The 19,624-nt window shown below is 67.0% G+C and carries 18 protein-coding genes and 1 tRNA gene; 6 read left to right on the top strand and 13 right to left on the bottom strand.

Annotated features, from left to right (window positions below; all coding sequences use genetic code 11):
- Positions 1-37: 37 nt before the first annotated feature.
- Positions 38-1,675 (bottom strand): integrase, encoded by a 1,638-nt coding sequence (locus tag AB0A74_RS20200; protein ID WP_358251439.1) that lies wholly within the window; start codon positions 1,673-1,675, stop codon positions 38-40.
- 853 nt (positions 1,676-2,528) lie between these two features.
- On the opposite strand from AB0A74_RS20200, the gene AB0A74_RS20195 reads away from it, so the two are divergent.
- Both AB0A74_RS20195 and AB0A74_RS20190 read left to right on the top strand, forming a co-directional pair.
- Positions 2,529-2,831, top strand: a complete 303-nt coding sequence (locus tag AB0A74_RS20195; protein ID WP_358251438.1) for a helix-turn-helix domain-containing protein — start codon at positions 2,529-2,531, stop codon at positions 2,829-2,831.
- Positions 2,825-3,010, top strand: coding sequence for a hypothetical protein (locus AB0A74_RS20190; protein WP_358251436.1), 186 nt, complete (start codon positions 2,825-2,827; stop codon positions 3,008-3,010). The genes AB0A74_RS20195 and AB0A74_RS20190 overlap by 7 nt, the downstream gene beginning before the upstream one ends.
- A 141-nt stretch (positions 3,011-3,151) precedes the next feature.
- Here AB0A74_RS20190 and AB0A74_RS20185 read toward each other — a convergent pair whose 3' ends face one another.
- Genes AB0A74_RS20185 through AB0A74_RS20170 form a run of 4 tightly spaced genes read right to left on the bottom strand, consistent with a single transcriptional unit; the run spans position 3,152 to position 4,844 of the window.
- Positions 3,152-3,343, bottom strand: coding sequence for a hypothetical protein (locus AB0A74_RS20185; RefSeq protein ID WP_358251434.1), 192 nt, complete (start codon positions 3,341-3,343; stop codon positions 3,152-3,154).
- Positions 3,340-4,248, bottom strand: a complete 909-nt coding sequence (locus tag AB0A74_RS20180; RefSeq protein ID WP_358251432.1) for a hypothetical protein — start codon at positions 4,246-4,248, stop codon at positions 3,340-3,342. The genes AB0A74_RS20185 and AB0A74_RS20180 overlap by 4 nt, the downstream gene beginning before the upstream one ends.
- 45 nt (positions 4,249-4,293) lie before the next feature.
- Positions 4,294-4,581 carry a hypothetical protein gene (locus tag AB0A74_RS20175; RefSeq protein WP_358251430.1) on the bottom strand — a complete coding sequence of 96 codons (288 nt, stop codon included), beginning with the start codon at positions 4,579-4,581 and terminating at the stop codon, positions 4,294-4,296.
- Positions 4,578-4,844: a hypothetical protein gene (locus tag AB0A74_RS20170; protein ID WP_358251428.1), complete on the bottom strand. Its 267-nt coding sequence runs from the start codon at positions 4,842-4,844 to the stop codon at positions 4,578-4,580. Before AB0A74_RS20170 ends, AB0A74_RS20175 begins: the two co-directional genes overlap by 4 nt.
- Before the next feature lie 223 nt (positions 4,845-5,067).
- Between AB0A74_RS20170 and AB0A74_RS20165 the strand changes: the two genes are divergently transcribed.
- The 4 genes from AB0A74_RS20165 (at position 5,068) to AB0A74_RS20150 (ending at position 11,626) form a co-directional block, all read left to right on the top strand.
- On the top strand, positions 5,068-5,916 hold the full coding sequence (locus AB0A74_RS20165) for a hypothetical protein (protein ID WP_358251426.1): 849 nt from the start codon (positions 5,068-5,070) through the stop codon (positions 5,914-5,916).
- Between the two features lie 4 nt (positions 5,917-5,920).
- The gene (locus AB0A74_RS20160) at positions 5,921-10,198 is read left to right on the top strand and encodes a caspase family protein (protein ID WP_358251424.1); all 4,278 of its coding nucleotides are present in this window, start codon (positions 5,921-5,923) and stop codon (positions 10,196-10,198) included.
- 625 nt (positions 10,199-10,823) lie between these two features.
- On the top strand, positions 10,824-11,045 hold the full coding sequence (locus tag AB0A74_RS20155; protein ID WP_358251422.1) for a hypothetical protein: 222 nt from the start codon (positions 10,824-10,826) through the stop codon (positions 11,043-11,045).
- A complete protein-coding gene (locus AB0A74_RS20150; RefSeq protein WP_358251420.1) occupies positions 11,042-11,626 on the top strand; it encodes a hypothetical protein in 585 nt (194 codons plus the stop codon). The genes AB0A74_RS20155 and AB0A74_RS20150 overlap by 4 nt, the downstream gene beginning before the upstream one ends.
- On the opposite strand, the gene AB0A74_RS20145 is transcribed toward AB0A74_RS20150, so the two are convergent.
- From AB0A74_RS20145 to cmk, 8 genes are all read right to left on the bottom strand, one after another.
- The gene (locus AB0A74_RS20145) at positions 11,623-12,693 is read right to left on the bottom strand and encodes a hypothetical protein (RefSeq protein WP_358251418.1); all 1,071 of its coding nucleotides are present in this window, start codon (positions 12,691-12,693) and stop codon (positions 11,623-11,625) included. The two genes, AB0A74_RS20150 and AB0A74_RS20145, sit on opposite strands and share 4 nt — an antisense overlap.
- Complete coding sequence (locus AB0A74_RS20140; protein WP_358251416.1) at positions 12,690-13,775, bottom strand: XRE family transcriptional regulator; 1,086 nt, start codon at positions 13,773-13,775, stop codon at positions 12,690-12,692. Before AB0A74_RS20140 ends, AB0A74_RS20145 begins: the two co-directional genes overlap by 4 nt.
- 804 nt (positions 13,776-14,579) lie before the next feature.
- Positions 14,580-14,653: transfer RNA gene (locus tag AB0A74_RS20135), tRNA-Pro, on the bottom strand.
- A 173-nt stretch (positions 14,654-14,826) separates the two neighbouring features.
- Positions 14,827-15,951, bottom strand: coding sequence for a histidine kinase (locus AB0A74_RS20130; RefSeq protein ID WP_358251414.1), 1,125 nt, complete (start codon positions 15,949-15,951; stop codon positions 14,827-14,829).
- Positions 15,945-16,607 (bottom strand): response regulator transcription factor, encoded by a 663-nt coding sequence (locus AB0A74_RS20125; RefSeq protein ID WP_358251412.1) that lies wholly within the window; start codon positions 16,605-16,607, stop codon positions 15,945-15,947. Before AB0A74_RS20125 ends, AB0A74_RS20130 begins: the two co-directional genes overlap by 7 nt.
- A 21-nt stretch (positions 16,608-16,628) precedes the next feature.
- Entirely contained in the window at positions 16,629-18,038 is a 1,410-nt protein-coding gene (gene der, locus AB0A74_RS20120; RefSeq protein ID WP_358251411.1) for a ribosome biogenesis GTPase Der, read from the bottom strand.
- Positions 18,035-18,682, bottom strand: a complete 648-nt coding sequence (locus tag AB0A74_RS20115; protein ID WP_358251409.1) for a lysophospholipid acyltransferase family protein — start codon at positions 18,680-18,682, stop codon at positions 18,035-18,037. The genes der and AB0A74_RS20115 overlap by 4 nt, the downstream gene beginning before the upstream one ends.
- On the bottom strand, positions 18,679-19,398 hold the full coding sequence (gene cmk / locus AB0A74_RS20110) for a (d)CMP kinase (protein WP_358251407.1): 720 nt from the start codon (positions 19,396-19,398) through the stop codon (positions 18,679-18,681). The genes AB0A74_RS20115 and cmk overlap by 4 nt, the downstream gene beginning before the upstream one ends.
- Positions 19,399-19,624 lie beyond the last annotated feature (226 nt).

The raw sequence follows: 19,624 nt of genomic DNA, 5'->3' as shown, positions 1-19,624 counted from the left end.
CCCGAAAAGAAGACCAACTCAACCCTTGAGTAGGCTTCTACACTCCTGGCCGCTGCAATAGGTCGACCAGCGACAGGCCACTGTCTCCGTCGACCAAAGACGCAGACAACTCGGCTCGAGCAGCTAAATCCAGGGGTGACATCTGCGACTCATAAAAGTGATGGGCAATGCGATCGAGTCCAGCGCCAACAAGCGGCGCCGCAGTTCGCAAAGCTGCATCCAGCACGACACTAGAGGTCGAACCTCCATGCAAGACAAGATTGCGCGCTCGGTACAGTCGACGAAGGGCAATTTGTATCGCCTTAGTGACTTCACCAATCACACGCTTCGGCTCAGCAATACAGTCTCGCATCCGCTCGGCTGCGGCCATATCGCTGTACCGAGTGGCCCCAACGAAGCGAAGGTTCCCCACGCCGTTCGCTTTGATTTCTTCCAGAATCGCACGGGCACGCTCGCGGTTTGTCGGCAGACCTTCTCTCGCACGAACCAGCGCATCAGGTAAAGTTGGCTTATGGCGGTGGATCAGGGTGGTCAGTTCTGCGCGCGGCCAAGAACATGCCACAATTGCAGCCAGACGATCCGCTGCGACCGCCTTCCCGCTCCGCTCGTCATCTGAGACTGGATCACCGGGGTTCGTAAGCAGCGACTCTACCGCCGCCCAGGCTCCCGCAACAGCAGGACCAGGCGCAGCCTGGTTGACAGGCGCTGCCAACTCCAATGCGTCATCGATAGTACTGGGCTCGCCGCTAACAGTATACAAGTGGCCCATATGTGACAACGCCAGCACGTCAGCGCTACGCGCTTTTCCTTCCAACGGAAGGACCTCAGAATGGTCGGCAACCCATAGATAGGGCAAAGCTTTGAGACCACCACGATCTTTCCGGATGAAGAGAGAACGAGCTACCAGACGCTCATAAATTCGCCTAACCTTCTCGGCTGCACTGTAAGGATCGCGAGCTTCAACAGAATATACAAACGCACCCCCGGAGCGGACCCCTGCCTCATCGGCATGCCCGTTACTTCTGAGCCAGTCGTTAACCTCGGCTTTATGCATCCACCCAGGAGACGATTCCGCATCCGCTCGCTTAGGGATGGTATCGAGGGCGAGTAGAACTTCGAAGTACTTAGGAGATTCACGTGCTATTGCGGCGGCACTTTCCGCGATAGCAACGGCGTCAGCCCTCTCAGACCGCAGAACCCTAACCCAATTGGTCGCCAGGTAGGTCGGAGTGTATCCGAGGTCAAGGAGGTGTGACGCCAGCGTACGCGCAAGTCGCTCAGGCTTAACTGCCTTGCCAGCCTGTAGCGCTGCAACCCAACGATCAAGATAGCCAACACGTGCATGCTCTGTGATCTGACGCAATCTACGATGCCCTGGACCAGGCTCTGCAAGGTCAGACCTTGACAGTAGTTGGATGAGCTCGCGGCGCAGGTCACCATCACCCATGCCGAGGTCAGGTCCAACCAACCGCTTCAGCTCATGACGTTGCCAGTCCATCGCCGAAGGCGCGATGACCTTCCGAGGCTGCCAGACACCTGCTTCACACAACTCCTCCAGCGCAAGGATCGAGCCAACGTCCCACAAGCGCCTTGACCAGGGGATACCCTCTGACATGAAGTAGTCGGTCAGGCGAGCGAGTGCATGCTGACCGTAGGCTGGATCCGCTGTTTGCACTGAGGCACTCTAGCGGGTAGACTTGGTCAAAGCTTGAGGGAGGTACTCGCTGGGCAACCGGCCACTACCTCCCTTTTTTCTTTGATCTTGCGGCTTGTCAGGCTGATCAACCTCACCGAGCTGCCCGGCTTGCCGCACGGCGAGGCATCGTCGCTGGTAGAGCAATGATGTCACCTTCCGAGCAACTACTCGCATGATCATCTTTTGCGGCGAGACGTCGGTTAGCGTCCGTCCTACGGGTGCTGGCTTGCGGCGAGGCACGTGCCATGGAGAGCGCGATCAGACGATGATGGATCCGGTGGCAGCCGCACGCCTAGCCGGCGAGATCGCCATCGCCACTGCTGATGCATCAGAGCTCGCTAGCCAGGAACGCGAACCACCAGTGCCGGGGCTGCAGAGCCACCTGATCAGCGAAAACGAACTCAGCGTGACAGCTCGTCGGCGCCTGCCAAGCGAATCGATCGCACCTGCGGCTCGGTACATGCGTAGCTGGCACAGCCGCTCTGCAGGCTACCGGGGATAAGTAGCCAAAAACTTGATGTCCACAGGCGCGGGGGGTGTCAGAACTCCGCACTGGGATGCTGAACTGCGGCGATCGCGCACGCCGGACCTCCAGGGCATGATCGTGGGGTGTGGCGTTACGACTGCTGTACCTGATCTTTGTCCGACTCGGTGACTGGCCGGTTCTGCTCGGCCGGTCCTCCGCAGCCAAGGACGTGGAGTTGCTGGTACTGCGGCACGAGGTCGCAGTGCTGCGCCGGACCAACCCTCGCCCACGGTTGGAGCGGGCCGATCGAGCTGTGCTCGCCGCGCTGGCTCGCCGACTCCCCGGTCGTCGCGCGAGCACCGGTTGGTGACACCGGGCACCCTCCTACGCTGGCACCGGCGCCTGGTCGCGGAGAAGTGGACCAACCCGAACCGGATCGGACGACCGCCGGTCGACGACACCACCGAGGCGTTGATCGAGCGAATGGCCCGGGACAACGCCGCGTGGGGTTACCGCCGGATCCAGAGTGAGCTGCTCAAGCTCGGACACCGAGTAGCCGCCTCAACGGTTCGCCGTGTGCTCCAGCACCTGCGAGTCCCACCCGCGCCCCAGCCGACACCGACACCTCATGGCAACAATTCCTGCACGCGCAGGCGGCGAGCATGTTGACCTGCGACTTCTTCCACGTCGACTGCGCCATCACCCTCAAACGGATCTACGTCTTCTTCGCGATGGAGGTCGCCACCCGCTACATCCACATCCTCGGCACCACCACCAACCCCGACGGCGCCCACCACAACACGGCCGCCCTTCCGTGGGGAGAGGCCCGGCGGACAGCAGTCCGGTGAACCCGGTCAGCAGCCCAATCGCGGCCAGGGCCAGCGGGCTGGGGGCGAATCGCGTGCCGAGGTGCAGCAGTGCCAACGCCGCCGCACCGACGGCGGCCACGATCGAAGTCAGGTCACCTCGGCGAAAACTTCGACTCATCCTCACATGTAGAAGGCGTAGCGCCCTTGCGGGCGATCCTGTGGGCTGAGGTGGCGCAGGATCTGCCCGACCCGGTCGGCGGTGCGCAGGGTGATGGGTTGCCGGCCGTCGAGCTGGGTCTGGTTCCAGTTCATCTTCGTCAGCGCGAGCAGTTCCTCGGCGATGTGTTCGGGGCTGGACTCGGTCTCGATCATGCGGAAGGGCAGCGGTGTGGGGATGTACATGCCGGGTAGGTGCCGTAGAAGGGGACGCTGCCGCGGGTGTAGAGGACGTGTTGGTGGGCGTCGAGGCTGAACAGGGTGCCGCGTAGAGGCGGGTGTGCGGCGGGACGAAACAACCGCACAGGGTCGTGGGCGGGGAACCAGAGCAGCTCGACGGTGTCGATGTCGGCCTCGTCGGCGGCAGCGCGGAAGCCAGCGATTTCTTCCGTGGTGTAGGAGGAGGTCTTGTGCAGCACGACCCGCGCGGGAAGGTGACGGTGTTCTTTGCGGTAGCGACCGAGGGCGTCCGTCAGCAGGGCGTGGGCGTCTCTCTCGGTGAGGTGGGGTTGTTTGTCGTGTCGGGAGACCTTGGCCGGGGATCCTCGGACGATGACTCCGTCGCCGCGTTGGTTGAACACCTGGGCGACGCTGGTCTCGAGGGTGGTGTGGTCGCCGCTGCGGTAGAAGGTGACCCCCACGTAGCAGCTGTCCAGGTCGGTGGCCTCGCGCGGTAGGCGCCAGGGCACGCCGCCGGCTTTGTAGTAGAGGGCGGTGTGCAGGTTCCACGCCCGGGTGGCTTCGTCTTGCAGGCGGGGCTTGTCGCCGCCCGGCGGAGTGAAGGTGGGGTCCCAGGTGGTGCGGCGGATGATCTGGATGGGGCGGCTGTAGCGCATGGCCACGGCCTTGAGCACGGCGCGGAAGTCGTCGACCGGTTCGGCCGGCGGAGCCTTCTTCCAGGGTGCGTCGGGGTCGGTCTCGGGCGCGGGGCGTTCGGGAAGCTGCTCGGGCCGGGCAATGAGTACGACGTCGCAGCCGGGCTCTTCGTCGAGGACGTCGAGTTCGGCGGCGTAGAGCTCCACTGCGGCCTTGACCGCTGCCTGCGGTGTCAGGTCGGTCAACCGCTTGAGGTCGCGTTCGCGGATTGGTCGCTCCAGGCGGGAGTCTTACACGAGGGTCGAGCGGAATCCGGCACTGGTGTCGAAGCCGGGGAACGTTACAAACAACCGTCCGAGCCGGCTATCTTTGGCGGCGATGGGCTGGCGGCAGCCGTCCAGCCAGCGTCGTAGGCCCTGAATGGCGGCGGGTGTACCGACGATGCCGACGCGGATGGTGCGCACGGCGGTGTTGGTGGCGTCGGCGGGCCCGTAGTCGGCGATGCCGTGACGTGGGTCGGTGTGGCGTGCACCGCCGCTGAACTCCAGCGAGGGTTCTTCCAGGACGGTCAGCTTCACGGTTCCACCTCGAACAGGGCTAGCTCGTCGTTGGTCTGCACGTCGACCTCGGCGGGGACGTCTGCGGCGTCGGGATCGGGATCGGTCTTGCGGGGGTCGATGAGCCAGGCGGTGTCGTCGATAGCCCGGTCGGCGGTGAAAGTGGTTGGATCGCGCACGCCGCCGTTGATCGGTGATCCGGGTGACAGGGGTGCCGATCCCCGCCGGGAACATCCGCTCATCGGCAGAAGCGGACGTTCGTCCTCGTGCTCGATCAGCAGCATGAGCGGATGTCGCTGTGCCTCGAACGATGTCCGGGATCCATCGGTGGATGAAGAAATTCCAACCGAAGTGTGGAGCCTCGTCCGGGTGTCGCAGAGCCCGAGGATGTCAGTCGGCAACCCAGTCATTCGGATGTTTCCCAACAATGACACTTGCGGCTGGTAACGTCGATCTCGCACACGCGACATGTTCATGTATCGGGCTTGTGTTGCGACAGGAGGATGCATGGCTCGTGTTGTGGTGGTACACGGTATCGGCCGCCAGTACCTGGGGCCTCGTTCCATGCATGGCCTGGTTGCCCCGGCCTTGGTGGACGGTGTGCGGTTGGCGGGTGGTCCGGGCGATCTGACCGAGGATGACGTCGCCGTCGCATTCTACGGCGATTGGTTCCGCCCGTCGGGTGGAAAGGGAGAGCCACTGCTGACTGCGGAAGACCTCGACTCGTTCGAGGAAGAGTTGCTGGTCCAGTGGTGGCAGGCAGCGGCTGAGACCGAGCCGCACCGGGTGCCTTCCCCTGGAACAGCGGGTCTCAAGGTGTCGACGCCGGTAACCGTGCAACGCGCGCTCGACGCATTGAGCCGGTCCAGGTTCTTCGCGGGCGTAGGTGACCGGTTCCTGATCGGTGTGCTGCGTCAGGTCAAGCGCTACCTGACCGAGTCGTCGACGAGGCAGTTCGTCCGGTCCCGTGTCGTCGATGCGGTCGATGCCGACACCGTCGTGCTGGTTGGGCACTCGCTGGGGTCGGTGGTGGCCTACGAGGCGTTATGCGCTCACCCGGAGTGGCGGGTTCGTGCGTTTGTCACCCTCGGCTCGCCGCTGGGCATCCGAAACCTGGTGTTCGACCGTCTCGATCCTTCGCCGACGGCCGGCCGGGGGCATTGGCCCGGCTCCGGCCGGCGATGGACCAACATTTGCGATTGTGGAGACGTAGTGGCGTTGGTCAAAGACCTGGCACCGCTGTTCGGTGAGGTGGTGGATCGGCGAGTGGACAACGGCTGGCGGGCACATGCGCTGGCTGCGCATCTCACCGCAGTCGAGACGGGGGCGGCGGTAGCCGCCGGTCTGGTCGAGTGAAGTGGTGCGGCGGTACCTGATCACCGCCGGAACGCGGCACTACCTCGATGCCGAGGAGTTGCCGTCGGTTCCGGAGGACCTGGAGCAGATCGGTGCCGCGTTCACCGAGTTGGGATACGCGCCCGCACTCCGTTTGCTCGACCCGGACACCGATGTGTTGCGACGCGCACTGGGGTCCTGGGCGCGTGAGGTGAGCCCGTCGGAGGATGCGCTGGTGGTCTACTACACCGGTCACGGGGAGCGGGACGGTTTCGGCCACTTCCTCCTGTGCGCGGACAGTGAGTCCAGCGGGCTGATGGACACCGCACTGCGCACCGAGGACATCGCGATGATCTTGACTTCGCATGGGGTGCGCAGGCTGCTTATCATCGTAGACACTTGTTATGCCGCGGCGGGCACGGTCGAGAGCGTGCGCCGGATGGCTGAGCTGCTCAGAGCGGAGTTGATGCCGCGGGCCGACAACGAGCGACGCGACCCGGTGGACTTCGCAGTCGTCGCGGCGGCGAGGACGCGTGAAACCGCCGAACAGGGAGTGTTCGCCCGTGCCTTCCGATCGGCGTTGCGTAAACGCGAGTTCGGTGATCGACGACAGCCATATCTACGCCTCGAAGACGTGGTCAACCACGTCAATCGCCAGTTCGAACGTGACGGGGTGCTGCAACACGCGACGTTATCGGTACTAGCGGGCGGATCGGGCTTCGGCTTTCTGCCCAACCCCCGGCATCCCGAGTGGCTTCCTCCGGAAGGCGTCGACCTCGCGGAGCAGGAGGTGCAGTGGCGGCAGCGTCGTAGGGAGTTGGCCGACCACTTCGGACCGCGTGGCCGCGGCAATGATACTCGCAAGGACGTAGGCAACTACTTTGTGGGTCGAGTGGCAGTGCTGCGAGAGCTTGCGGGGTGGCTGCGCGACAGGTCGGGCCAGGAATCAGTTGTGGTCACCGGTAAGGCGGGTGCTGGGAAGTCCGCCGTATTGGGCAGATTAGCGGCGCTTGCGGACGCGGAGACACGTGCCGGGTTGTCGGAGGGGTCGGTGCCGACCGGCACCGACCCGGGTGTAGGGGCGGTGGATGTGGCCATCCATGTCCGCCATAAGACCCTTGCGGACGTTGTCGCCGGGATCGGCGCGGCAGCAGGTGTCTCGGTGACCTCAGTCGATCAGTTGATCGCCGCGCTGCGCGGGCGCCAGGAGCCGTTGGTGGTCTTGGTCGACGCGTTGGACGAAGCTGGTTCTGTCGACACAGCCGAACCGGAGCGGATCGCCACGCTTTTGCTCAAGCCACTCGCGAACGTTCCGGGCGTCCGGCTTCTGGTCGGTGCTCGCCCCCATGTGGTTGATGCGTGCGGACCGGGTTTCCGGGTCCTGGATCTGGACGAGCCGCGGTGGGTGGCCCGTGAGGATCTGGCCGAGTACGCCCGGATGCTCCTGCTCGCGCCACACGGCCCTGGCAGTTCCAGTGCCTACGACGAAACCACCGCTGCGCCCATCGCCGAAGACATCGCAGGTATCTCGCATCCGAACTATCTGCTCGCCCGAGTGATCGCGCAGGCACTGGCCAAGCAAGGCGAAGTGATCTCGGCTCTGCCCGGCTGGCAACGCGAGCTGCCCGCACCGGGTCCCGACGAAACTCGGGTGGCAGGACCAGCATTCCGCTGGGCGTTGGCGCGGCAGTTCGGCGACGAGGAGTCGTGGGCACGGATGCTGCTGATGCCACTGGCCTTCGCGGAGGGAGAGGGCGTGCCGTGGGGACAGGTGTGGCCGGCGATGGCAGCGGCGCTAGCCGGCCAAGCCGTCGGCTCTCAGGACATCGAGTGGCTGTTGACCAGATCCGATCGGCACATCGTCGAGGTGAAGAATGCCCAGGACCGATCGGTGTACCGGCTCTACCACGAGTCCTACGCCGATGAGTTGAGACGCACCGAGTCGCGTCACGCCCAGAGTCGCATAGTAGATGCGTTGCTCGGCCTCGTGCCAGGCCGCGACTGGCAGGCCGCCGATCCGTACATCCAGGCCCATCTCGCAACGCACGCCGCCGCCTGCAGCCGGTTGGACGAGCTGATGGTGGATCCCGGCTTCCTGCTGATCGCCCAACAGGCAGCGCTGCGGCGGGGATTGGCGACGTTGCGGAGGAAAGAGGCGGTGGCGGCCGGTGCCGCATACGTCCACTGCGCTCATCTGCTCGAGGACTCCACTCGCACTGTCGAGGATCGGGCTGCGGCGTTGCTGTTGTCCGCACGTGCGATGCGGGCGAAAGCCCTGGCGCGGTCATTGTGGGGCATGCCCGGACTGCCCTGGCGCACGCTCTGGGCCGATATCGGGCAGGACTCCGGGGTCAGACCCATCGGGCTGCACGAGCACGAAGTGACCGCGGTCGGCCACGTGCGGTTGAACGGGATTCTCTGCGTCGTGACCGGCGACGCTGCGGGCGGCGTGCACGTCTGGGAATTCCACAGCGGGAGGCGTCTCCACCAGTTGTCCAACGTACACCGTTCGGCAGTGCTGAACCTGACCACGCTGGACGAACACGGACTGATCGTCAGCGTCGACACGGACGCGATAATGGTCGGCTGGCATCCGACTTTCGGCACGTTGACCGGCCCGCCAATCAGGACGGGGTTCACTCAACCCGGAGGCTTGGCGGCCACGTTCGTCGATGGCGAACCTGTGGCAGCATACTCTGCGGGAAAGCACGTGGCGATATGGAATCTGAGCACCGGTCAACGTCTGACGAAACAGCGGATAAGCTGGGTCGCATTTCAGGCAGAAACGAACCACCTGCTCGCATTTATGACCTGGCAGGGGTATCCAGCACTGCTGGTGGCTGTCACTCGAGTGCCCGACCCACTCGGTCATTCGACGAAGTTCCGCGCAGTGTTGCTCACCCTCGACGGCAAAGTAGTCGACCATCGCAATCACGCGGACGTTTGGGGCATCTGTGTGAGCGAAAATGACGGGAAACCGACACTCGTTATCGCCAGGGATCGGAGCCACTGGGGTTTTATCTCCTCGGAACCATGGTCGGTCCCCGAGACTCTGGTGAAAGACTACGGGCTTGGGCGCCCGCGTCCGCCAGGCGTCTTCGTTCGGCACGCTGACGATGCGCTTGTGGCCGTGCGCACCAGCAATGGCATCGCTTTGTGGGGTTTGGAGGACGGCCGACAACGCGGCTACATCGATACCCCTGCCCGCGATCTTACCGGATTTGCTGTCGCCGGTACGACCTGGTTGGCAGCCGCAGACGCCCTCCGGGTGCAGATGTTCGAACTCGGCGAATGGGATGCACTTGCGGCGCAGCAAGTGGACATGGTGGTGGGGATAGCGATGTCACAGGCCGAACCCGGCCGTGTCGTCGTCGCCCGGCGTACGTCCAGTCGCCAGGCCGTCTTTCTTCATCGCCTGGGAAGCGGCACGACAGAGAAATCCTGGAGCACTAAGGGCATCCTCATAGACACCATAATCGCCGGCGGACTTGATGACGCATACTCCCCTTTGGTAGTACGCGAAGAATCTAGCTACGGCGGCAGCGACGTCGTCATTGAAGATCTGGACAGCGGATCCACTTTGTGGAGACACCAAATCGGCGGACGGGTGTGGTGGACAAGATCGCACCACCTGCTCGTGGTCGAAGGCGACTTCGGGGCAGTCTCGATTTTCGACGACCTGGTTGTCAGGTATAGCACAAACCGGTCTACGAGCGAATTTCCCATTCCGCATTGCTACGCGGCAGCAGCGTTGGCAGTGGACGGCCGTCCGCTGGTCTTCGCATGTCATAAGGATCGCCTAACTGCTTACGATGCAGATTTGGGCACCGAGGTTTGGTCGGCTCCGGGCGAACTCCGCGTGGCAGGCGCTGGAACGGGATGGGACGGCGACCGGCCGATCATCATCACTGGCGGGATGAATCTGCGAGGCTATGACGCACGTACGGGAGAGCCTCTTGGTGAACCCATGAGAGGGCATGCGCTGCCCCCAAGTGTAATCGAGTTCGGACGTATCGACGGGCGCACAATCGTGGCCAGCGGCGGTGGCGACCAGACTGTGCGCGTCTGGGATTTCGCCGCTGCGCGCCAACTGGCGCTAATCGATGTCCGAGCCGAAGTCACCGCGATCCGTTTCGGGCCCGGCACCTGCCTCGTGATTGGGACCCGGGCCGGTCTCCTACGAGTCGACCTCGCCATTGGCGTGCCGACTGTCGCCTCGGTACCGAAGTCCCATCGCCGCCGCGTCAGGATGCCCAGAGTCAATCTCTCTCGTCGCACAAAACGACGACGCAGGCGCGGATAACGAAGAATTCGCATCTCGAGCCTCGCCACGCTCGAGTGGCACGGGTCCTCGTGTTGGCATATATGTACGCGACAGTCGGAGTCTGCCTTCGCCTCGAACCAGGGTGCTGATCATTTACCACCCCGTCAACACTCACACGAGAACCACGCCGCCGGCCGCGCCGAGAGCGCCAACCGACCGGGGTGACCACAGGCCCTGTACCCCAGGCCCGGGTGCCGCACGACCGCGGACACCGCCATCACCTGGTCCGGATCCTCGAGCACGCACGTGATGACCGGGAGGTCGTCGGTGGTGTGGCGTCCGCCAACGAACGCAGGTACTCCTCATGCCGCACGTGTGTGTGGTCCACGTCCTGCGGCCCGGTCGCCGCGACGAACTCGGGGAACTGATCCTAGCCCGCACACCCTGGTGACCGCGCAGCCCTACAAGATCCACCGTGTCCGACCACGGCCCTCCCACGGCCGGCACCAACCGTGGAGCTGGCCGGCTCGACGGCGCCTCCGTTGCCGCGAAGGACACCTCACAGGAGAGGTGTCGTCGCCTGCCCGCTAGGCGCCGAATCGCAGCCAACGCCACCCCGACGAGTTCGGCTTGTAAAACTTTTAATGTCGCGTATGGTCGAACTATGGACCTGTTGCCCGCGTTGATCGGACCCCGGAGCGTGTCGGCGGTCAACCAGGTGGCCATCCCGGTGCCCTTGATGCGCCTGCTCGGCCTGTCACCGGGAGACCAGGTGTTCTTCGAGGCCGTTACCGGGCCCGAACCGGAGGTGCGTATCGTGCCCGCCCGGCGGGTGCAGCAGCGGTACTCGGAAGCACGCGATCGGCGAGGGAGCGGGACGACGTGACACCCTCGGGCCGCGATCTGCACGTCCGCCACGGGCAGTCGAACCCGCACGAATGGCAGGAAGCTCTCGGTGCTCTCGGCTGGGCGGGCACCGTGCTACCGGACGTGGAACTGTTCGGCGAGCGGGTGACGGTGGTGGCGTCCGTCGACGCGGAGGTCCACGCGCAGCGGAAAGCGGACGGATGGGGTCCGGTCACCGACCGGACGGCCGTCGCGATGTGGTCCTGGCCGGAGAACTGGTCGACGACTCCGCGCCCAGCGGTTCGGGTCGTCGGTGTCGTCGCGGACGGTCGGGACTGGATGCGCGCGATCAAGACGGCTGCGGGGTTCGGCGGGTTCGGCTCGACCGCGGTCGTGCGGGGCGGTGCCCAGCCGCCTGGCGAAAAGGTCCTGCTCACGGCGCAATTCCGCGGTGTCGGCGTGGTGTGGCTGATGCCGGACAGGGTCGTGCGACTGCTCAGCCCTGGCCGTGTGGGGCCGGTGTCGACCTCGCGTCCCACCGTGGTGTCGCGTTGGGTGGAGGAAGTGGTGTATGAGCGCTACCTGGCTGTAGACGGCTCCGAGCGGCCTGTGCCGGCTTAAGCGGTGGCCTCGCGGGCGCGCAGCGAGTCCCAGTTGCCGAGGTAGGCGGGCGGTTCCCAGTCGGTCAGTTCGCTGAGTTCGTCGTGCCGGAAGATCGCCGAGTCACACTGGGCGATCCACGCCTGCCGCCGCTGCTGTGGCGTCAGGTTGTTGTCGAACAGGTCCCGCCGGATCTGGTGGAGCACCTCGACCGAGTGCAGGTAGGCCGACTGCCAAGGGTCGGGGGACGAGCCGACCCAGCTCAGGTCGGCGTCGGCGCAGACGTCGCATCCGCACCGCCAGAGGTCGTTGTCCGGGTCCATCTGATAGGCCCGGTCCAGCTTCGCGAGGGTGATGTAGGACATCGTGCTGCGGACGAACACCGCGATGCTCGCCTTCCTGCCACCACGCCGTCCCAGCGGGTAGAGGTGACGCAATCCGGTCCGGGTACCCACCGCCGCAGCGATGGCGCCGTAGCACAGCGATCCGACGGCCGAGGCGTCGCTGCGCAGCAGCATCGTGGACGGTGCGGCGTCCAGGAGATCGACGAGGCCGTGCACGGACCGGCGCACCTGCATCGGGTCCTTGGGGTGTTCGAGCACAAGCGCGAGCGGCACCCCCGCCGCCAGGGCGTGCTGCTTGAGCGTCGGCTGGCCGTGCTTGGGGTCGGTCCAGCTGTGGTGCAGCGCGAGCAGCGCCACGGTGCCCTGCGGTTCCTCGTGCACCCGGTACAGCACGCTGAGCAGACCGTCCTCGTCGTCCTCGGCCACGTACCCGGCGTCGGGTAGGACGGCCGGCAATCCGAGCCTGCGCTGGTGGCGCATCCAGTCGCGGTCGAACGGGTCCGATGCGAAGCGTCGTCGCCGTCCCGCGTAGGCGGACGCGTCAACGAGGATGGGCCTGCGGAACCCGAGATCGGAACCGAGGATGCGCTCGGCGGCGACCAGGCCACCCTTGCCGTTGAGCACGAGCCCGCCGCCGTCCCGGTTCGAGCTTTCCACGGCCAGTTCGCAGTCCTGGGCATCGGTGTGCAGCAGCAGGGCGTGCCGCAGGTGGTGTTCGAGTTCGGTCTCGCTGATCGCGGTCATGGGACCTCGCTGGTTCCGGTGGCCGCGGGAGGCGGCTGGGCTGAGGTGGTGAGGTAGTGCCGGGCGAACGGCTCTGGCCGCATCAGCGCGAGGTCGGCGAGCTGCTGGGCGGTCCGCCCCAGGTCGAGGTGGTGTTCGATCCGACTGCGCAGGAGCCGGGGCACCTCCGCCGGGATGTCCCCCGGCTCGCGTTTGGACCACCCGTACTGGTTGAGCCGGATGCGGAAGGACTTGTACTGCGACGGGCTGATGACAGCCAATTGGTGCGCGCGTTGGATGAGCGCGCCCATCGACACCTTCCAACGCGCCTTAAGCTTCGCCAGGCGGGGGAACTGCCGCACCGTGAGGCCGTCGAGTTCCGGTCGGATGTCTTCGGCCGGCATCAGGAACGCCGCGGCGAACTCGTTGGCCTGCTCCTCCTGCCCGTCGTCCGGGAACTCGTGCAGGACGAGGTGACCGAGTTCGTGGACCAACGTGAATCGCGCTCGGTCCGGCGGCAACCCGGTGTTGAGCAGCACCAGTGGGTCGGTCCCCGGCGGCCACATGCTGACTGCGTCCTGGGCATCGGTGCCCAAGTGGCGCGGCACGACCGCGATGCCGGCGCGTTCGAGCAGGTCGACCACGTTGTCCACGGGCCCGGGTGGCACGCCCCAGTCAGCTCGCAACTTCATGGCTGCCTCCGAGGGCGTCGACCCGGAGTCCACGGGGTGTCGTTGCAGGGACAGCATCGTCGGCGCGGCCGTCCCGGCGGACAGGCGTCGGACGGACAGGCCCACGAGCTGCGTCAGACCCTCGATCCGCTTCGCCGAAACGGCGGGGATTCGACTCGCCCGCCGGCGATGGTGCAGGCACGTCAGCGCGAGACCGGGTAGGTCGTGGTCTCCAAGGAGCAGGGCTGCGGGCACGTCCAGCGCGTCGGCGAACTCGGTCAACTTGACTTCGTCGAGTGCCAATTGGCCTCGCTCGACCTTGGACACGAAACCCTGGGACACGTCGACGCGTTCGGCCAGGTCACGCTGCTTCCAGCCCTTCGCCTCGCGGGCGAGAGCGATCAGCTCACCGGACACGCCCACGTCGTTCATCCCAGCCCCACTTGATCTTGGTGACCGCCATCACGATAAACTGTACCAGATGGCCATGATCGTATTCCGGGTGCATGCCGGACATAATCCTGCGCGCCCTCCGGACGGCCGAGCCGTCCGGTCCATCTGGATCGCTAGCGGATGTCTGCCAGCGGGCGGACGCGGCCGCTCGCCGCCGACACGCTGGAACGTGCAGTTGGTGCGACGCGCCTCCGGCGGCGACATCGCCCGAGGTGCGTTGGCACCGACTCAAGTCGCCCTGCCCCACCATCGACCGACCCTCGGCGGCCGACACCGGACGCCACTGCCGACACCCGAGCCCCCGACTACGGGCCAAGCACCGAGCCCGCGCCGGCAAGATCGCACAGCATCACCGCACGCATCCCGCCTGACCGGCGACGAGTGGCGACGTCGACGGATCTCGTCCGGGATACCGGCCAGCGGTCGATTGCATTCACCTGCCATAGCGCGGTCACTAGCAGTCCGGGCCCAGACACGTCGGTTCGGACGGGTCGGGGGACGCACCGGCAGGTTGGGGCCAGCTACGGACGTTCGGCGCAGCTTGAGGGCGGTTCACGCCAACGGGTGATTCTTCGGGACAGTTGGGCAGGTTCACCCGTTCGGGACGACCCCATTTGGTCCTGGTCAAAGATTTGGAGCGACTCGCTCCTGATTTCGCTCCTAAACAGCGTTCACCAAGATCGCAAAGTTACCGTTCCGTGACCAAGTCAAGATCCACGCCGCAACATGAAAGAGCCCGCCGACCTGGGCTTATACCCAGAGCCAGCGGGCTCCTTCAGACCGTCGGGACGACAGGATTTGAACCTGCGACCCCTTGACCCCCAGTCAAGTGCGCTACCAAACTGCGCCACGTCCCGGCCGTGTGCTCCCCGTTGTGGGGTGCGCGGATAGCTTAGCGCACCCACAACGGGCCCCCGACAGCGGCCCCCCGGTTGTGGATCTGGGAGGGGGTTGCAGAGGTCCGCGGGTGGGCGGACCTCTGCGTTTCCCCTCGGTCTGACCCTGCTCCCCCGGATCGACGCGTGCTCAACTATGCGTTTGCCGGGTTTCGTGCACTACCGCCGAAAGTCGAGTCATCTGTGTCAACTTTCGACGGACGGGACAGCGGGAGGGTGGCGGTCAGGTCGAAGCTGCCGTCCTCGCGCGGGGTGGTGGTCAGGGTGCCGCCTACCAGGCTCACTCGTTCCGACAGGCCTACCAGGCCCTTGCCGCCGGTGGAGGTTGTCGGCGGGCGGGTGGTGGGGTGGCCGTTGGTGACCTTGATCGTCAGGGTGTTGTCCTTGTCGGCCAGGCGGACTTGGACGGGGGCGCCCGGGGCGTGCTTCGTGACGTTGGTCAGGGCCTCTTGGATCACTCGGAACGCTGCTCGGCTGATCGACGGGGGGATCGGGGCCGTCGAGCGGTCTTCCAGGCGGATGGTCAGGCCGGCTGCCCGTGCCCGTTCCACCAACGCCGGGATGGAGGCGTAGGTCGGGGACGGGTCCGTGTTGAGCAGGCCCAGGGCTGTGCGCATCTCGGACAGGGACTCCTTGGCCAGGGAGCGCAGGCGGGTCGCTGTCTCGCGAGTGTTCTCGTCGGTCGTTGTCGCAGCCAGAGCGGCTGATTCGACCGCGATGAGGGTGGCGTGGTGGCCTACCGCGTCGTGGATCTCACGGGCGATCCGGGCGCGTTCGGACGCCCTGGCCGACTGTTCGCGGGCCTCCAGTTCTGCTGCTCGGGCATCCCTGGTCGCCTGCAGGCTCGCTGTCAGGTCTTCGCGGGTCTTGATCAGAGCGCCCAAGGCGGCTGGGGCGCCGGACATGAAGAGGGTGAAGGAGTAGGTCAGGAGGATGCCGCCGACGGTCAAGGACTGGGTGGCTACGACCAGGGTGGCCGGTAGGACCGTGGTCAGGGTCACGGCCACGGCCATGAAGCGCAGGGGCGAGGTTCGGCCCACTCGGTACAGGGCCACGACCGTGGGAGGCCAGCCCAGCCCGCCCAGCAAGGCCGGGAGGCAGAGGAAGACGGCGACCAGGGGCCAGCGGCGGCGTAGGGGCAGGGCGGCGCACGCGGCCAGGGCCGTCGGGATCGACCAGGTGTACGGGATCTGGTCGGCCAGCAGGACCATGGCGGCCGGGATGAGCACTGCCGCCAGCTCTACGAGCACAGTCACCATGTGCCACCCACCTGGTGTGCGACCAGGGCCGCCTGGACGCGGTTCTCCACCCCCAGCTTGGTGAGGACCGTGGAGACGTAGCTCTTGACCGTGGCCTCGCTCAGGCCCAGCTCGCCGGCGATGGTGTTGTTGGACTGGCCGTTGGCGATCAGGGCCAACACCTGCCGTTCGCGGGCGCTCAGGGCGTTGAGGTGCGGGTTGTCGCGCAGCCTGCCCGCGCCGCGGAGTTTCGGGAGCAGGCGGGCCGTGATGCGCGGGTCCAGGACGGCTCCGCCGGAGGCCAGGTCCACGACCGCGCGGATCAGGGTGTCGGGTTCGGCGTCCTTGAGCAGGAAGCCCTGGGCGCCCAGGTCCAGGGCCGTCGTGACGTAGTCGTCCAGGTCGAACGTGGTCAGCACGGCCACCGCGGGCGGGTTCGACCAGGCCAGCAACGCCCTCAGCGCGGACAGGCCGTCCATGCCCGGCATCTGGACGTCGACCAGCGCCACGTCGGGCCGATGTCGGCGCACGGCGTCGAGGAGACCCGACCCGTCCGCCGCCTCACCGACGACCTCGACCCGACCGTCCGCCTCCAGCAGCACCCGCAGACCCCGCCGCAGCAGCGGCTCGTCGTCCGCGAGGACCAATCGCACCGGCACGTCGTCAGGCAACCGCATTCCGCATGCCGGGGCAACCGATCACTTCCGCGGCTTCTTCTCCCGCACCCGCACGGAGATCCGGACCGGGCTGCCCTCGAAGCCGAACTCCTCGCGCAGCTTGCGCTCGATGAACCGCCGGTACCCGGCCTCCAGGAAGCCGGTGGTGAACAGCACGAACGTCGGCGGCCGGGTGCCCGCCTGGGTGGCGAAGAGCACCTTGGGCTGCTTGCCGCCGCGCACCGGCGGCGGGGTGGCCGCGATCAGGTCGCTCAGCCACGAGTTCAACCGTCCGGTGGGCACCCGGGTGTCCCACGAGTTCAACGCGGTGCGCAGGGCGGGCGCGAGCTTGCGCACGGCCCGGCCGGTCAGCGCGGAGATGTTGATCCGCTCCGCCCACGGCACCCGGACCAGGCCGCGTTCCAGCTCGCGCACCATCGCGTGCCGCCGGTCCTCGTCGACCAGGTCCCACTTGTTGAACGCCAGCACGCACGCGCGCCCCGACTCCACGACCATCGTCAGCACCCGCAGGTCCTGCTCGCTGATCGGCTCGGACGCGTCCAGCAGCACGATCGCCACCTCGGCGGACTCGATGGCCGCCTTGGTGCGCAGCGACGCGTAGTACTCGGCGCCGGAGGCGAAGTTCACCCGCTTGCGCAGACCCGCCGTGTCGACGAACCGCCACACCTCGTCGTCCAGCTCGACCAGCGAGTCGACCGGGTCCACGGTGGTGCCCGCGACCGAGTCGACCACCGACCGCTCCTCGCCGGTCAGGCGGTTGAGCAGGGACGACTTGCCGACGTTCGGCCGGCCGACCAGCGCGACCCGGCGGGGACCGCCCGCGCCGGAGGCGAACGTGTCGCGCGGCGTCTCGGGCAGGGCCTCCAGGATCTTGTCGAGCATGTCGCCGGACCCGCGCCCGTGCAGGCCGGACACCGGGATCGGCTCGCCCAGCCCCAGCGACCACAGCGCCGCCACGTCGCCCATCACGCGCTCGTCGTCGACCTTGTTGGCCACCAGCAGCACGGGCCGCTTGGACTTGCGCAGCACGCGCACCGCGGCCTCGTCGGTGGTCGTCGCGCCGACGGTCGCGTCCACCACGAACAGGATCGCGTCGGCGGTCGCCATGGCCAGCTCCGCCTGCGCGGCGACCGAGGCGTACATGCCGGTCGCGTCGGGCTCCCAGCCGCCGGTGTCCACCACGGTGAACTTCCGGCCGCTCCACAGCGCGTCGTACGCCACGCGGTCGCGGGTCACGCCCGGCACGTCCTGCACGACCGCCTCGCGGCGGCCGATGATCCGGTTGACCAGCGTCGACTTGCCCACGTTCGGGCGGCCGACCACGGCGAGCACGGGCTGCGGGACGCCGCCGCCCTCCTCACCGTCGACCGACTCGTCGTCGAACGCGGTCCACTCGGACTCGTCCGCCCACGTGCCGTCCAAGTCCGTCATCGCGATTCTCCACTCCGCCTGCTGTCCAGCTCGGCCACCAGCGTGGCCAAGCGGTCGCGGACCTGCTCGGTGGCCTTCTCCAGCGCCTGCCGACCCTTGTCGGAAGGCAGCTCGAACGGCTCACCCACCAGCACGTCCACCACCGGTCGGAACCTTCGCCCGGTTCCGGGTGGGCGCAGGGTGCCCCGCGTCGCGACCGGCACGACCACCGCACCGGTCGTCCGCGCCAGCCACGCCGCGCCCTGCTGCGCCTGCGCCACGTCGCCCGCGCCGCGCGTGCCCTCGGGGAACACCCCGATGACACCGCCTTCGCGCAGGACCTTCTGGGCCGCGAGCAGCGGCGCGCGGTCGGGTTCGCCGCGGCGGACGGCCAGCTGGCCGATCCGGCGCAGACCCCACCCGGCGACGCCGCGGAACATCTCCTGCTTGATCAAGAAGACCACACGACGGGGCACTACGCCGAACAGGATAGGCCCGTCCACCATCGAGCTGTGGTTCGCGACGACCACCACCGGGCCGCGCCGCGGGAACCGGTCCCGCCCGGACACCCGCACCCGGAACGCCGCCGCGAACGGCCGACGCGCGATCCACCGGCCGAAGTCGGTCAGCCACGGCCAACCGTCTTCGGGGAGCGCCCCGCTCACCCACCCACCGCCACGACCCGCAGCCCGCGCTGTTCGACCAGGTCGAGCAGGGCGGCGACGACGCCAGGGAGGTCCAGCGGGGTGGTGTCCAGCTCGACCGCGTCCTCGGCCGGCCGCAACGGCGACACCGAGCGCGACGAGTCGTAGGCGTCCCGCCGCCGCACGTCGGCCAGCACGGCGTCCACGGTCGCCGCGCGCCCGGACGCGGTGTCCTGCTTGGTCCGCCGCTGGGCACGCGCCCGGGCGTCCGCGGTCAGGTAGACCTTCAGCTCGGCCCGCGGCGCGACGACGGTCCCGATGTCCCGGCCCTCGACCACGATGCCGCCGGCGGTCGCGAGGGCGTCCGCGATGATCGCCCGCTGGTGCTCGACCAGCAGCTCGCGCACCTCGGCGACGGCGGACACCGGCGACACGGCCAGCGTGACCTCGGGCCCGCGGATCTCGGCCCCGACGTCCTGCCCGTCGAGCAGGGTGCGCGAGGCGTCGGGGTCGGAGGTCTGCGTCAACTTCGCCGCCCGAGCGACCTCGACCACCCGCTCGGTGTCGGTCGGCTCGACGCCCGCGCGCAGCACGGCCAGCGTGATCGCCCGGTACATCGCCCCGGTGTCCAGGTAGCGGGCGCGCAGGGTGGCCGCGAGTCGGCGCGCGGCGGAGGACTTGCCGGTGCCGGACGGCCCGTCGAGGGCTACCACGCCACGCAGCTCACCGTGTCCCACCGGGGTCTCCTCACTCGAACGTGCCGGCAACCCCCCAATTGTGCCTGGTGCGGCGCATCACACCCGCATCGGGCAGCACCACACCGCAACCGCTCCGCGGACCGCGCCGAAGGCGCGACGCCGAGCTGCAGAGCCCACGGGAAGGGCCTCGGTCTCCCTCCGTACGGCCTGGGCGCAGCCCAACCACAGATCGCCGGGGTCGGCCTGAAAAAGTTTCGCGAGGAAC

This window comes from Saccharothrix sp. NPDC042600 (assembly GCF_040647305.1).
Classification (GTDB): Bacteria; Actinomycetota; Actinomycetes; order Mycobacteriales; family Pseudonocardiaceae; genus Actinosynnema; species Actinosynnema mutabilis.
Note: the sequence above shows the minus strand (reverse complement) of the source record. Positions and strands in the feature narration are given on the sequence as shown.